Origin of the sequence: Dolichospermum sp. UHCC 0315A, from assembly GCF_008121535.1 — a bacterium.
Classification (GTDB): Bacteria; Cyanobacteriota; Cyanobacteriia; order Cyanobacteriales; family Nostocaceae; genus Dolichospermum; species Dolichospermum lemmermannii.
The window spans coordinates 4,214,715-4,229,673 of sequence record NZ_CP043056.1 but is presented as its reverse complement, the minus strand read 5'-3'; the positions used below and the strand labels follow the sequence as shown (position 1 = coordinate 4,229,673).

Here is a 14,959-nt window from a genome sequence, read left to right as displayed (position 1 = left end):
CTGACAAATAATGGCTAAAGGTCAGAGGACAGATCACACCTATGGCAACAAAATTTCCAAAATTTAGCCAGGATCTCGCACAGGACCCGACTACTCGTCGGATTTGGTATGCGATCGCTACAGGCAACGATTTTGAAAGCCACGATGGCATGACGGAAGAAAATCTTTACCAAAAGATTTTCGCTACGCACTTCGGTCACTTGGCAATCATCTTCCTGTGGGCATCCAGCCTCCTGTTCCACGTGGCCTGGCAAGGTAACTTTGAACAGTGGATTAAAGATCCCTTGCACGTCCGTCCCATTGCCCATGCAATTTGGGACCCTCACTTCGGTCAGCCTGCAATTGACGCTTTCACCCAAGCTGGTGCAAGCAACCCCGTAAACATTGCTTACTCCGGTGTTTATCACTGGTGGTACACCATCGGGATGCGGACAAACACAGAACTATATACTGGTTCTGTTGGTTTGCTCTTGTTGGCAGCACTGTTCCTGTTTGCTGGTTGGTTACATTTACAACCCAAGTTCCGTCCTAGCCTCTCTTGGTTCAAGAGTGCTGAACCCCGTCTAAACCACCACTTATCGGCTTTATTCGGTGTTAGTTCTCTCGCTTGGGCAGGTCACTTGGTTCACGTTGCCATTCCTGAATCTCGTGGTATCCACGTGGGCTGGGATAACTTCTTGACTGTAGCTCCCCATCCAGAAGGTTTAACTCCTTTCTTTACAGGTAACTGGGGCGTTTACGCTCAGAACCCTGACACCGCTGGCCAGTTATTTGGTACTTCCACTGGTGCTGGGACTGCGATTCTGACCTTCTTGGGCGGTTTCCACCCCCAAACAGAATCCTTGTGGTTGACTGACATGGCTCACCACCACTTGGCGATCGCAGTTTTGTTCATCATCGCTGGTCATATGTACCGGACTAACTTCGGAATTGGTCACAGCATCAAAGAAATGCTGAACTCCAAATCTGGTTTAGTTCCCGGTAGCAAGAGCGAAGGTCAGTTCAACCTGCCCCACCAAGGTCTTTACGACACCATCAACAACTCCCTGCACTTCCAGTTGTCATTAGCTTTGGCATCTTTGGGAACTATTTGTTCCTTGGTAGCGCAGCATATGTACGCTCTGCCTCCTTATGCTTTCATCGCTAAGGATTACACCACACAGGCAGCACTGTACACCCACCACCAGTACATCGCTGGTTTCTTGATGGTTGGTGCTTTTGCTCACGCAGCAATTTTCTGGGTTCGTGACTACGATCCTGAGCAAAACAAAGGTAACGTCCTTGACCGGATGTTACAACACAAAGAAGCGATCATCTCCCACCTTAGCTGGGTATCTCTCTTCTTGGGTTTCCACACCCTGGGTTTATATGTTCACAACGACGTAGTTGTTGCGTTCGGTACTCCTGAAAAACAAATCTTGATTGAGCCAGTATTTGCTCAATTCATCCAAGCTGCCCAAGGTAAAGCTCTGTATGGCTTGAATGTACTGTTGTCTAACCCCGACAGTATTGCTTACACCGCTTACCCCAATGCTGGTAACGTTTGGTTGTCTGGCTGGTTAGATGCCATCAACTCTGGCACAAATTCTTTGTTCTTGACCATTGGACCTGGCGATTTCTTGGTTCACCACGCTTTCGCTTTGGCTATCCACACCACCACCTTGGTACTCGTTAAGGGTGCTTTGGATGCGCGTGGTTCTAAACTGATGCCCGATAAAAAGGACTTCGGTTATGCGTTCCCCTGCGACGGTCCCGGCCGTGGCGGTACTTGCGATATCTCCGCATGGGACTCTTTCTACCTGTCTATGTTCTGGATGTTGAATACCATTGGTTGGGTAACCTTCTACTGGCACTGGAAACATCTAGGTATTTGGCAAGGTAACGTTGCTCAGTTCAACGAAAACTCTACCTACCTGATGGGCTGGTTCCGTGATTACCTCTGGGCTAACTCTGCTCAGTTGATTAACGGTTACAACCCCTACGGCATGAATAACCTGTCTGTTTGGGCTTGGATGTTCCTCTTTGGACACCTCGTCTGGGCAACTGGCTTCATGTTCCTCATCTCTTGGAGAGGTTACTGGCAAGAGTTAATTGAAACCTTGGTTTGGGCGCACGAACGTACTCCTTTAGCTAACTTGGTTCGCTGGAAGGACAAGCCCGTTGCTCTCTCCATTGTTCAAGCTCGTGTGGTTGGTTTAGCTCACTTCACTGTTGGCTACATCCTCACCTACGCAGCGTTCCTCATTGCTTCTACTGCTGGTAAGTTCGGTTGATCTTAACTACTAGTTTTAGGTAATTAAAAATCCCCTGCCGTAAGGTGGGGGATTTTTTTAATGGGTTTGAGTTTAGCATTGCTAAGCCCCTAAAAACTAAGGACTGGTGATTTCTATCCCTAACCAATCACTTAATTCCCTCGCTAACCATTCTAATTCTGCTTCAGATTTGATGGTGAAAGTATTAACATCAAACTCAAATTTTTCGACTCCTGCCCAAATTACCAATTTTGCAGGTACTTGAGTTTTATCCCCGTCTGAGTCTTTAGTAAAATATCTCGGTGTATAAACTAATTTATCAATATTTTCTCTAGAGAATGAACGACGACGGGGGATTGTCCATTTCCATAACTGGTAATTCACAGAAATTTGTTGGGAATCTATATGTATTTTGGCACTACCAAATAAACTGGAAAATATACCATATATCATCGAAAAGCCTACGCCCCAAAAAGGTAATGAAAATAAGGCAAAGGGTATATTAGTAGGAAAGGGAGCAGACAAAACACCAATAGTCCAAAATAAGATAAAAGAATTCCAGGCTATGGCAAAAAAACCTACAAATACCATTGAAGATTGAAAGCCAACCGGAGGAATAATAATTTCTAAAGTATCTTCATTTTTGGTTAATTGAATTTTACTACCGACTGGTTTCCTAACAGTTAAAGCTTTGATATTAGTCTCTTCTGGATGCTCTAAATCTGTGAGTGCTTGAGTTGCCGTGGCAAAACGCTTTTCTAAACTGGGTTCTGTAATTTGCTCCAACCACTTAGCAAAACTAGGACTAATATTAGCAACTTGCTGAAATTGAATGCGAAAATCCTTTTGTGGTAAATCCGCTGGGTTAGTCCCTGTCACCAAATAAATTATTGTGCATCCTAAACTATAAAGGTCAGAAGCGGGAACAGTACGCCCTCCAAACTGTTCCTGTGGCATATAACCATAAGTCCCCACAACAGTTCTTGTCCCTGCTTCTGCTGCTAGGATAGTTTGGACTGAACCAAAATCTATTAAATAAACTGAACCGACACTATTGCCAGAGCGCTCTCCTAATAAAATATTGCTAGGCTTAATATCACGGTGGACAACAGGTGGATTTAACTCATGCAAGTATTTAAGAATTTCTAAAACTGCTTTAGCAATTTCTTTAACTTCAATTTCTGTAAATTTCCTCCCAGCTTGTAAATATTGTTCTAAAGTTTGGGCTGGGATATAAGTCTGAACCAGGGAAAATCCTTTATATCTAGAGGAATTGACCTCAAAATAGTCTAAGTATGCAGGAATATGGGGATGTGATAAAGATTTTAAAGTTTGAGCTTCTCTCTCAAATAATTTGAGATCATCCCATTCAAAATCATTACTAAAAGCAAGTAACTTGACAATTACCGATTTTCCAGTTACTAAATCAGTAGCTAAGAAAGTCCTTCTCCCGGCTTTTTTGCCTAGCTGTTGTTGAACTTCATAGCGATTAGCTAATATTTCCTTATTCATCATTGCAGTTTCCTGATGTCATTGATGAGCATAACTACCAAAATTATCTTCCCCTTTCCCAATTGTTAAATTTTAATTGTTAATTTTTAATTGCTTATGCCTTCCCCACTTTGGCCTTATATTACCCCAGGTATTCCCGACGAATTATTTGAGAATTTACCAGGTATTCCCCTCAGTCAGCGAGAATTAAGATTGCTGTTGATTTCCCAATTGCGACTACAAGCCGATTCTGTATTGTGGGATATTGGCGCAGGAACAGGTACAATTCCTATAGAGGTGAGCTTATTGTGTCCCCACGGACGAGTGATTGCTATCGAAAGAGATGAGGATGTTGCGAACCTAATTAGACGCAACTGCGATCGCTTTGAAGTCAAAAACGTCGAAGTAATTGAAGGTAGCGCCCCAGAATGCTTAGATCAAATCAAGTTACTACCTGATCGGATCTGCATTGAAGGTGGAAAAGCCATACAGGAAATTGTCCAAGCTGCCTGGCAATATTTACCAACATCTGGCCGAGTGGTCGCTACTGCTGCTAGTCTAGAAAGTCTGTATGCTATTTCTCAAAGCTTTTCTCAGTTGAGAGTTAGGAATATTGAAGTTGTCCAGTCAGCGGTAAATCGCTTAGAAACACGGGGCTATTCTCAAACCTTTGTAGCAGCCGATCCTATTTTCATTCTCAGTGGTGAAAAACTAGATTAAACAATTGAAAATTGAAAATTGACAATGATGGATTGGACATGGATAAAAGTCAGAAATAAATCTGTTCTACCTTCTATTTAGCTTTTTTCCTTTGTTTCTTCTGCCTCCTAACTCCTCTCTTCTGACTCCGTGACTCCTTACCCTCATTTTCAATTGTTAATTCTTAATTTTTAATTGCTTATGCCCTGGCCTCGAATTATTAGTGGAATTATTGCGATTATGATGGCGCTATCTGCAACTCTCTTAGGGGGTTGGTATTTTACGATAGCGATCGCTATTGTCGTATTTTTAGGTCAACAAGAATATTTTAATTTGGTCCGTTCTCGCGGCATCACACCCTCAGTCAAAACTACTATGATTGTTAGTCAAGTTCTACTGGCAATTTGTACTCTGAATGGTAGTTTAGCTGATGCAATTATGCCCATAGCCGGGACACTTATTTGTTTTTATTTACTATTTCAACCCAAATTAGCCACCATTGCGGATATTTCCGCTTCTATTATGGGTTTGTTTTATGTCGGTTACTTACCAAGTTACTGGGTCCGCTTACGAGGAATTGATCATGCTATTAGCAGTAATTTACCTTTAGGTGGTTATTGGCCATCTAATTGGCAAGATATTGGACAAGGTAATTTAACTGCCTTCCCCGCGGGTTTAACTGCGACTATCCTCACGTTCTTATGTATTTGGGCTGCGGATATTGGCGCTTATACTTTTGGTAAATTCTTCGGGAAAACGCGATTATCAGATATTAGTCCCAAAAAAACTGTAGAAGGTGCTGTTTTTGGCATTACTGCCAGTGTCGCTGTTGCTATGGTAGGAGCTTACCTTCTCCATTTTCCCCATTGGTTAATCACTGGTGTCACATTAGGTCTAATTATTGGTATCGCTAGTTTGTTGGGTGACTTAACAGAATCCTTGCTGAAACGTGATGCCGGTGTCAAAGATTCAGGTCAATTAATCCCTGGTCATGGGGGGATTTTAGATCGCACCGATAGCTATATTTTCACTGCTCCTCTAGTGTATTATTTCGTTACATTACTTTTACCTTTATTAGAAAAAACGCTGTAATAGGAACTAAGATAAGATTTAATCTCAACTTGCTCATGTCACTCACAATAGCCATACAATTTAAAGTAAATTCAGGGAATATTGAGTTTTGATTTTTTAATAGTTATGGGTTAATATTAATACGTCCATAACAAGTTAATTGTTCTGGCAGCAGGGAAATTTTTTCGATATCAACATCTGTTCCCAGGTTTATCATATAAGGAGAATTCCTTTCCAAAAGCACCTCTTGATCGGTCTTTACCTGAACCTGCGTTAATTGCAGTTCTTGACCATTGCGTAGTTCTAAGCCTAAATGAATATTGAAAAATGCCCCTTCTGTTTCAGAAATGGGGATACCGTGTAGGATCAATACCTGGTTGTCAAGGGTGATTTTTTCCCAAGTAATAAACGGGTAATTTAGGCTGTATTCTGCTAATAGTGGAATCAGTCCATCATTTATAGCCGTTAATAATAATGGAGATGAAAGAGAGTTATTAAGATCCTGTGCGGTGATAATCAGCTTACCAACCACAGGGACTATTGCTGATAATTGCAAAGGTTGTCCTTTTAATATTGCAGCAACATTCAGTTGGATTTTTTCTGCCTCAAGTTCGATTTGTGTAACACGAAGACCTTGATACACTGCATTACTAGCAGAAATTGATACTCCAGGAATGTAACCAGAAAGTAATTGGCGATCGCTTGCTTCTATCTGTACCTCTAAATGAGCTACTTGATTCAATTGGCTTCTTAACCAGAGCTTAATCGCTGATGTTAAAACTTTTGTAATGATCCTGACTCTGCTATTATTTGGATTTGGGGAACTTGGTTCTGTCATTTTTCGACGGTTACATCAATGTAAATATGCCCAATTATTGAGCATCTTAAACAGTTCTTAACTTTAGCATGGAAGTTTGTTAACAACAAAGTGCAAACATTAGTAGTATAAAAATATTCAGCAAGAAAATCACAATTTAAACATGGAGGAACGGTTACAAAAAATTCTAGCTCAATGGGGTATCGCCTCACGACGTGAAGCCGAAGAAATGATGAGGCAATCACGAGTATGTGTTAACGGGGTAGTAGCACATTTAGGTCAAAAAGTCGATCCCTCTCAAGACAAAATCTCTATTGATGGTCAACCTGTGCTGGCAGAACAGCGACCATCCAAAATGTATTTATTACTGCATAAACCAGCCGGAATTGTCTCTACTTGCCATGATCCTCAAGGAAGACCAACCGTTTTGGATCTGCTACCGTCAGAGTTAAGAACCGGATGGGGTATTCACCCGGTAGGCCGTTTGGATGTAGACTCCACAGGAGCATTGATTTTAACCAATGATGGGGAACTGACCTATGGACTTACCCATCCCAGTCATAGTATTACTAAGACCTATCGTGTTGTTGTTCAAGGCCGTCCTCCAGCAACAGTTCTCAAAAAGTGGAGTCAGGGTATAGTTCTGGAAGGAAGAATCACAAGACATGCTCAAGTGCGCTTAATTGAAACCTATATTAATCAAAGCTGGTTAGAGATCGTTTTACAGGAAGGAAGAAACCGTCAAATTCGCCGCATAGCCGAACAATTGGGATATCCAGTTATCAAGCTACATCGTACGGCTATTGGTTTAATTCAATTAAAAACCTCAACAACAGCATTTTTGCCATCTGGTAAATATCGTCATCTTAGTGAAGATGAGATGAGTTTTTTAAATAAGCAGATAATTCGCACACCGATTCAGACAAAGCCGAGTTAAGGAGTAAAGGAAAAATATGAAATGGTTCAGAAAGAAGGATGAACAGCCAATCAAACCTTCTATCAAGGAACATCAAGCCGAAAAGTTAGGACAACTTGGCTCACAACTAGCTTCACTACGGCAAGAAAAAGGTTTAAATCTGGATGAGTTAGTCGGATTAACTAGAATTCCTCGACGACTTTTGCAAGCAATTGAAGAAGGTAATTTAAACGACTTACCAGAACCAATTTATATTCAAGGCTTAATTAGACAGTTTGCAGAAGCTTTAGGAGTTCGGGGAGCAGAATTTGCCAGTCATTTCCCCATTGGTTCTCAATCAGTGGGTGTTAAATCCCATTGGAAAGCACAAGCTGTTCCTCAATTACGTCCTATTCATCTTTACCTGCTTTATATCGGGTTAATTTTCTGTTCTGTGAACGGTTTATCCCAGTTGTTGAATAATGCCACCTTGCAGGCAAATAACCGCCAAATTCAACCAAATACAGCAGCGCAGTCAAAAGGGCAAGAAACAGCTAGTAATACATTACTCAGCAAGAAAGAGCATCAATCCGTACAAATTGGTGTGACTTTAAAAACCTCATCTTGGATTAGTGTGGTTACAGATGGTAAAACCGCCTTTGAGGGAGTTTTACCACAAGGTTCTAGTCGCACTTGGAACGCCACTGACCAAATGACAGTAAAAACTGATAATGCTGGTGGTGTGTTAATGAGCGTGAATCAGCAGGAAGCAAAGGAAATGGGAGAAATCGGGAAATCCAAAGAAATCAAGATTGCTGCTAAACCAAACTCATAGGAGTCAGTGGTCAGTTGTCAGTTGTCAGTTGTCAGTGGTTAGTTGTCAGAAGGAAGAAAATTTCTCCCCTACTCCCCCTACTTCCCCTACCTCCCCCACTTCCCCCACTTCCCCTACTTTTCTCTATGAGCGCGTCCGTAACGGAGAGTGAGAGTTTTTAAGCGATCGCTTAAATCTGGCGTTAATACACCTGGTTGGTAACGCCACTCCCAATTTCCCTCCGCTGTACTAGGAAAATTCATCCGGGCTTCAGTTCCCAAACCTAATACATCCTGCAAAGGTATAATCGCTTGATTAGCGATCGAACTTAAAGCTAACCTAATTAAGTCCCAGTGTATACCATCAGGACTTATACAACCCAAATACAACAATAAATTTTGCTTTTCGTAATCATTTCCCGTGTTAAACCAGCCTACAGTCGTATCGTTGTCGTGAGTACCTGTATAAACTACAGCATTGCGAGTGTAATTAAAGGGTAAAAATGGATTTCCGGGATCAGAACCAAAGGCAAACTGCAACACCTTCATCCCTGGAAACTCAAACTGATCTCGCAGTGCCTCCACTTCTGGCGTAATAATTCCCAAATCCTCCGCCAAAACAGGTAACTTACCCAAACGCTTTCTAATTGCCTCAAATAAAGCTACTCCAGGCGCTTCAATCCATTCGCCATTCATGGCAGTCGTTTCTCCCTGGGGAACAGCCCAATAAGCCTCAAAACCCCGGAAATGATCAATGCGAATTATATCCACGTAATCCAGCATCGCCTCAAAGCGTAATATCCACCATTTGAAATCTTGTTTTTGCAATTCTTCCCAGTTATAAACCGGATTTCCCCATAATTGACCAGTAGCGCTAAAGTAGTCGGGTGGAACTCCCGCCATTAAAGCCACTTCTCCCGTTTCTTCATCTAAAGCAAAAATATCAGGATTAGCCCACACATCAGCACTATCATGGGCTACGTAAATGGGAATATCACCAATAATCTCTATCCCATTTTCGTTAGCATATTTTTTCAGTTCTGACCACTGCCGGAAGAACTCATATTGAACAAACTTGTAATAAAAAATCTCCTCTTCCAAATCTTTTTCCATCTGGGCTAAAGCTACTGGTTCACGCTTTGCTAATTCTGGCTCCCAATTGTACCAGCTTGCACCATTTTGGATATCTTTAAGTGCCATAAATAGCGCGTAATTATTTAACCAATAGCCTTTATCAGCACAAAACTTAGCAAAAGCTCGTTTTTGAGTTGAATTTGCTTTAGTTTTAAAATCCTCACAAGCTTTAATGAGTAGATTAACCTTAATAGGGATAACTTCGTTAAAATCTACTTTATTTACAGAAAAATCTGGTAAATCAGCCAAATCTTCTGGAATTAACAAACCCTCATCTAGCAACTTTTCGGGACTAATCAAAAAGTAATTTCCCGCCATTGCGGAGTAGCACATATAAGGGGAATTACCGTAACCAGTCGGACCTAGAGGTAAAACTTGCCAATATTGCTGATGACTATGTTTGAGAAAATCAATAAACCGATAAGCTTCCAAACCCAAATCCCCAATACCAAACCGACTGGGAAAAGAACTAGGATGAAGTAAAATACCACTGGATCTAGGAAAAGGCATATTTAACCTGAAATATATTTTTAGGACTTACGCATTGAATTTATCATGGCATAGTCAGTCTTGACTGTTGTGATTCGTGAAGAAATGAGAAGATTAACTCAGATCCCCGACTTCTTTGAGAAGTCGGGGATCTATAATCCCTACCATAACCGAATCATGACTTACAGAAATCCTGCACCCACCGTTGATATTATTATTGAATTAATTGATAGACCTCATCGCCCCATTATCCTGATTGAAAGACATAATGAACCTTTAGGCTGGGCGTTACCCGGTGGTTTTGTTGATTATGGTGAATCGGTAGAAAAGGCAGCAATTAGGGAAGCAGAAGAAGAAATAGGTTTAAAAGTAGAGTTAATAGAACAGTTATTAGTATATTCTGATCCTGAGCGCGATCCTCGTAAACATACGATTAGTATTGTATTTTTAGCAACAGCTACGGGTGAGCCTTTAGCGGGTGATGATGCTAAGGGGTTGGGTATTTTTGAGCCTTGGTGTGTTCCAGGTAATTTGTGTTTTGATCATAACCGGATTTTGCGGGATTATTGGCAGTATAGAAATTATGGGATTCGTCCGAGGTTGGGGTAGGAGATTGGAATGGTTTCGCGCAAAGACGCTAAGAGGGTGTTTGAAAAGTTATGGTTGATGTATCAAATATTTTTTACCCCACCCTAACCCTCCCCTTGTAAAGGGGAGGGAACTGGATTTTTATTGTTTCCCCCCTTTACAAGGGGAAAGGGGGGTAGCAATGTGATGAAAATTACGGAATACCACTTTTCAAACATCCTCTAAGGAGCAAAGACGCAAAGTAAGAGAAGATGATTTGGTAACATATGACGTATCGGATAATCTATTTAATAAAAGCTAATCTCAATAGTGCAAATTTAAGAAAAGCCGATTTAACCAGCGCGAATATTTACGGTGCAACCTTTAAAAATGCTGACCTCACCAAATAGAACGAAAGGCACGGAAGCCACTTGGCAATAGATGCGTGGAGGAAGTGCCAACGGCGAATTTATTCGCCGTGACATGATAGAATTAATTAGCAAGTAGGAATAACCATCAACGCCAAGAAGTGTTTTATTAAGGAGAAACCCCTGATTTATCTCGTCTCGGCATAGCCGTAGCCTGGGTAAACAAGCAATGGTAAATCATGGAGCGTTTAACATTAAAAATTGATGGACTCACAAAAGCAGCAAAAAAATCAAAAGTAAGCGCAATTGCAATACCTGTCGTACTGGTAGTTGCCTTGAGCGTCTAGGAGGATAATTGACTATCCTTTTTGAGCAGGTCTTAAAGAATCTGCGTGTCTTTAGACCGCAGAGTGTCAAAGGTGCGATAATGCCAGATGGAGAAGTTTACCAAACACCTACAGATTTAGAATTCGGTAAACCAGAAACACCATTAACAAAAGAGCCAAAAGAGATAAATATTATGACTCGTAAAGTAATCCGTACCGATAAAGCACCTGCACCAGTTGGCCCCTACAATCAAGCAATTCTCGCTTCTGGACAAATGTTGTTTGTAGCTGGACAAATTGCCATAGATCCCCGTTTAGGTGATGTTGTTTATACCGAAGATGTGGTTAAGCAAACAGAACAAGTAATGAGAAATATTGAAGCTATTTTGACAGAAGCAGGGGCTACATTTGCAGATGTGGTCAAAACTGGTGTATTTTTAGCTGATATGAATGATTTTGCCGCTGTCAATGCGGTTTATGCAAAATATTTTTCCGAAGATACCGCCCCAGCGCGTGCTTGTGTGGAAGTTTCCCGTTTACCTAAAAATGTGTTAGTAGAAATTGATTGTATTGCTGTTATTGCTAGTTAATTAATTATAAGGTGGGCGAGTCCCACCCTACTTTTAGTTTTCTGGTTCGATACCTAATGCTCTTAATTGTGCAGCTAGTCTTTCAGCACGCTGTGTTTCCTGTTCTGCGCGTTGTTTTTCTTGTTCTAAGTAAGTCGGCCCAATAAAATCGATATATGTTTAGTTTTGTAAAAACCGTGAAACACCCTATTTATAAGGTATTCGTTAATTTATATTTCGTTACATAGATTGATTTTTTAACGCCGACCTACTTATCTCTTGTTGTTTTTGTTCTACTAATTCGGAACTCCACAACAATAAATTTCCCTGTTCGTCCCACAATCTTAACCATTTACCAGTTAGGTTTTCTCTTGTACCTTCCCACACTCCCAGATAAAGATTCATTTCTTCTATCCAGTAAAGTTGGTTTTCGTGAGGATTTTGCAAAGTGTACAAACCTGTATTAGAGTTTAGCTGGTAAAATTCTAAACTACCGTTATCGGGTTCAAAAATAGCGTAATTGGGTATTTTTAAGATTTTTTCATAGAAAAACCATTTTCCCGGCGGATAAGTTGGTTTAATGGAATATTCTGTTCCGTCTGTATCAGAAATAAATTCCATAACGATAACTGGAATATCTCCCTGGAGTTGGGGTGTATAACTACCAAAGACTTCTTTTTTAGTGCCGCGAATTTCCGGGATATAAGCCCAATCAGGAGCTTTAATGACAATTTTGCCATTTACGGTGGCACAGATACCGTAGTTAGTCGTTGTGAGGCAACTGGGGGGAAGTTTACCAGCTAGTTGGAGGCTTTCAGTCAGGGCAGCGGCTTGGGCTGGTTGATAGATGTTGTCCACTGGATCATCTGGGAGAATGTAATCATCGGGTAGTTTTTCCCAAGTGATTTGGTATGCTTGGGTAGCAATGATCATGATGGGTTTTCCTGTATTCAGGTTGTAAATTCTAGTTTAACCAGTTATTGCCATTACAGCATTTATTATTGTTCATTTAACCATCCTTATAAATTAGAAATTTTACTAAAATAATTAATTGCCAAACGAAGTTTAGTAATGGGTTTAACCCTTTCCACCTGTAGCACGTTTGATGACAATTTGCTGTATCATCCTTATCTTTAGCAGCTATTAAAGGATAAAAATCAATTATGGTTGGAGGTTGTATTTTTAACATGATATTTTACCTATCTCTAACTCTTAATTAACCAGCATTTATATTTTTTATTATAACTAAGGGACTTCCAAATAAAAAAAATACTCAACAACCTAATGCAAAAATCTCTCAAACCCTTATTCCTCTGTGTCCTCTGCGCCTCTGTGGTTCGTTAATCAGGATAACTTATTTCTTGAAAGTCCCTAAAATTCTTAACTTATAATTACATTAATTGATGCTTGGATAATTATTTATAATTCACTATTACACAAATAAAGACTTATAACTTAAACCCCTCTCCACAACTGGAAAGGGGTTAATTGTCACTACTGAAAATTCAATTTCAGCAATACTTAATAAGCATTTTGTAACTCGTAAAAATCAGGTGAGATGTAATCCTTGCGTAAAGGCCAACCTACCCAATCTTCTGGCATCAAAATCCGCTTTAAGTTAGGATGACCTTCATAAATGATGCCATACATATCATAGCTTTCCCGTTCTTGCCAGTCTGCTGTTTTCCAAATCCAGTAAACTGAAGGCAAAGAGGGATTTTCTCTGGGTAAAAACACTTTCACCCTGATTTCTTCAGGACGGTCAGCATTATCACTAACTTTGAGTAAATGATAAACACTTACCAATTCTTCTCCTGCACCTAAGTCAATTCCTCCCTGAAATTGGAGATAATTAAACCCATAGGCATACAAAGCTGTAGAAATAGGCAGTAGAAAATCTGCGGGGACTTTAATTATTTCTACTCCGTTAGCGTCAAGTTCTAGAAACTCATGGAAAAAGCCATTTGACCCTAACCATTGGGAAACTTTACCGGGTTTAACTAGAGGTGCTTCCGCTACGGGAACTGGTTTGGATTCTTCTTCAGCCACGTGCTTGTTCCTCCTTCTGTGTCTTTGCTGTCAACAATCCTGGGGGTACAGCCATACCAATTGCTTCCGTCAATTCTTTGGGGGGATTGAAGCGGGTTTCTGACTGCATATACTTACCAGTTAAGATTTCGGAAACTGGCTTCATATTATGAGTTGTACTGTAGTAGCGGTGAACTTGCTTGATGTTATCCCGTTCCTGCATAGACTCGTTGGCAATTTTTTTCCGCAGTTTAATAATTGCGTCAATAATCGCTTCTGGACGGGGAGGACAACCAGGCAAATATACATCTACAGGAATCAGCTTATCAACTCCGCGTACTGCGGTAGGTGAGTCAACGCTAAACATTCCCCCGGTAATTGTACAAGCGCCCATGGCAATCACATACTTGGGTTCGGGCATTTGTTCATAAAGACGCACCAACTGGGGAGCCATCTTCATGGTAATTGTTCCCGCAGTGATGATTAAATCGGCTTGGCGGGGGCTACAACGAGGAATTAACCCAAAACGGTCAAAGTCGAAGCGAGAGCCAATTAAAGCCGCAAATTCAATGAAGCAGCAAGCTGTACCAAACAGTAAAGGCCACAAACTAGAAAGTCGCGCCCAGTTGTAAAGGTCATCAACGGTGGTTAAAATGACGTTTTCTGACAGTTCATGGGTAACTGTCGGCCGTTGAATGGGGTTGATGATTTGTTCTTTGTCTGGGGTGATGATATTAGAATTTAAGACCATTCCAAAGCTCCTTTGCGCCATGCGTAAACTAAGGCGATGATAAGAATCGAAATAAAGACTAGGGCTTCGATAAATGCCAATAAACCCAAACGGTTAAATGCAACTGCCCAAGGATACAAAAATACTGTTTCTACGTCAAAGACAACGAAGACCAGAGCAAACATATAGTAACGAATGTTGAACTGAATCCAAGCTCCGCCAATGGGTTCTAGTCCGCACTCGTAAGTTGTGCGTCTTTCTAGACTGTTACCAGTGGGTCTAAGAATTTTTGAGGCTGACAGTGCTAGGACTGGAACTAGGCTACACAGGAGAAAAAAGCCTAGAAGGTACTCGTAACCGCTAAGAACAAACACAATGTTTTTCTACCGCTAATGGTGTAAGGGAATAAGCTATCAGTTATCAGAATTATAGCTTGACAGGCGTTTACTGATAACTGTTCACTGCAATATATGGATCATGTTCTTTTACATTATATCTTTTAGGGCTTTCTCGAATTTGTATTGAGATCCCTGACTTTTTAGAAAAGTCGGTGATCTCAGTATATTTGAATCCTTTTGATTATTAACCTCAGTTTCTAAGCACTTATAAACAAGTCGAACTATTTATACTCAACACGGCTTAATCATTTGATTCTGTGGGTAAGGGTTTAGCACTGCTAAACCCCTACAAATCTAGGTTTTTCGTAATTT

The 14,959-nt window shown here is 40.8% G+C and carries 14 protein-coding genes and 1 pseudogene; 8 read left to right on the top strand and 7 right to left on the bottom strand.

Annotated features, from left to right (window positions below; all coding sequences use genetic code 11):
* The first annotated feature begins 41 nt into the window (after window positions 1-41).
* A complete protein-coding gene (gene psaB, locus BMF77_RS20105) occupies window positions 42-2,273 on the top strand; it encodes a photosystem I core protein PsaB (protein ID WP_148765288.1) in 2,232 nt (743 codons plus the stop codon).
* A gap of 96 nt (window positions 2,274-2,369) precedes the next feature.
* Here the strand turns inward: psaB and BMF77_RS20100 are convergent, their stop codons facing one another.
* Window positions 2,370-3,767, bottom strand: coding sequence for a serine/threonine protein kinase (locus BMF77_RS20100; protein ID WP_371735127.1), 1,398 nt, complete (start codon window positions 3,765-3,767; stop codon window positions 2,370-2,372).
* A gap of 93 nt (window positions 3,768-3,860) precedes the next feature.
* On the opposite strand from BMF77_RS20100, the gene cbiT reads away from it, so the two are divergent.
* Both cbiT and BMF77_RS20090 read left to right on the top strand, forming a co-directional pair.
* A complete protein-coding gene (gene cbiT / locus BMF77_RS20095) occupies window positions 3,861-4,463 on the top strand; it encodes a precorrin-6Y C5,15-methyltransferase subunit CbiT (RefSeq protein WP_148765287.1) in 603 nt (200 codons plus the stop codon).
* A gap of 180 nt (window positions 4,464-4,643) precedes the next feature.
* The gene (locus BMF77_RS20090; RefSeq protein WP_148765285.1) at window positions 4,644-5,534 is read left to right on the top strand and encodes a phosphatidate cytidylyltransferase; all 891 of its coding nucleotides are present in this window, start codon (window positions 4,644-4,646) and stop codon (window positions 5,532-5,534) included.
* A gap of 103 nt (window positions 5,535-5,637) precedes the next feature.
* Here BMF77_RS20090 and BMF77_RS20085 read toward each other — a convergent pair whose 3' ends face one another.
* Window positions 5,638-6,351 carry a DUF2993 domain-containing protein gene (locus BMF77_RS20085; RefSeq protein WP_148765283.1) on the bottom strand — a complete coding sequence of 238 codons (714 nt, stop codon included), beginning with the start codon at window positions 6,349-6,351 and terminating at the stop codon, window positions 5,638-5,640.
* A gap of 142 nt (window positions 6,352-6,493) precedes the next feature.
* On the opposite strand from BMF77_RS20085, the gene BMF77_RS20080 reads away from it, so the two are divergent.
* A complete protein-coding gene (locus BMF77_RS20080) occupies window positions 6,494-7,267 on the top strand; it encodes a pseudouridine synthase (RefSeq protein ID WP_148765280.1) in 774 nt (257 codons plus the stop codon).
* Window positions 7,268-7,283: 16 nt separating this feature from the next.
* Window positions 7,284-8,060, top strand: coding sequence for a RodZ domain-containing protein (locus BMF77_RS20075; protein WP_148765278.1), 777 nt, complete (start codon window positions 7,284-7,286; stop codon window positions 8,058-8,060).
* A gap of 113 nt (window positions 8,061-8,173) precedes the next feature.
* Here BMF77_RS20075 and malQ read toward each other — a convergent pair whose 3' ends face one another.
* Window positions 8,174-9,682: a 4-alpha-glucanotransferase gene (gene malQ / locus BMF77_RS20070; RefSeq protein WP_148765276.1), complete on the bottom strand. Its 1,509-nt coding sequence runs from the start codon at window positions 9,680-9,682 to the stop codon at window positions 8,174-8,176.
* A gap of 156 nt (window positions 9,683-9,838) precedes the next feature.
* On the opposite strand from malQ, the gene BMF77_RS20065 reads away from it, so the two are divergent.
* From BMF77_RS20065 to BMF77_RS20055, 3 genes and pseudogenes are all read left to right on the top strand, one after another.
* Entirely contained in the window at window positions 9,839-10,270 is a 432-nt protein-coding gene (locus BMF77_RS20065) for an NUDIX hydrolase (protein WP_148765274.1), read from the top strand.
* A gap of 245 nt (window positions 10,271-10,515) precedes the next feature.
* The gene (locus tag BMF77_RS20060; RefSeq protein WP_246862975.1) at window positions 10,516-10,638 is read left to right on the top strand and encodes a pentapeptide repeat-containing protein; all 123 of its coding nucleotides are present in this window, start codon (window positions 10,516-10,518) and stop codon (window positions 10,636-10,638) included.
* A 373-nt stretch (window positions 10,639-11,011) separates the two neighbouring features.
* Window positions 11,012-11,512, top strand: a pseudogene (locus tag BMF77_RS20055) (RidA family protein); the annotation flags it as partial.
* Window positions 11,513-11,731: 219 nt separating this feature from the next.
* On the opposite strand, the gene BMF77_RS20045 reads toward BMF77_RS20055, so the two are convergent.
* From BMF77_RS20045 to BMF77_RS20030, 4 genes are all read right to left on the bottom strand, one after another.
* Window positions 11,732-12,424 carry a Uma2 family endonuclease gene (locus BMF77_RS20045; RefSeq protein WP_148765271.1) on the bottom strand — a complete coding sequence of 231 codons (693 nt, stop codon included), beginning with the start codon at window positions 12,422-12,424 and terminating at the stop codon, window positions 11,732-11,734.
* A 588-nt stretch (window positions 12,425-13,012) separates the two neighbouring features.
* Window positions 13,013-13,540 carry an NAD(P)H-quinone oxidoreductase subunit J gene (locus BMF77_RS20040; RefSeq protein WP_015081489.1) on the bottom strand — a complete coding sequence of 176 codons (528 nt, stop codon included), beginning with the start codon at window positions 13,538-13,540 and terminating at the stop codon, window positions 13,013-13,015.
* Entirely contained in the window at window positions 13,533-14,270 is a 738-nt protein-coding gene (locus tag BMF77_RS20035) for an NADH dehydrogenase subunit K (RefSeq protein WP_148765269.1), read from the bottom strand. The genes BMF77_RS20040 and BMF77_RS20035 overlap by 8 nt, the downstream gene beginning before the upstream one ends.
* On the bottom strand, window positions 14,261-14,623 hold the full coding sequence (locus tag BMF77_RS20030; protein ID WP_015081487.1) for an NAD(P)H-quinone oxidoreductase subunit 3: 363 nt from the start codon (window positions 14,621-14,623) through the stop codon (window positions 14,261-14,263). The genes BMF77_RS20035 and BMF77_RS20030 overlap by 10 nt, the downstream gene beginning before the upstream one ends.
* Between the last annotated feature and the right edge of the window lie 336 nt (window positions 14,624-14,959).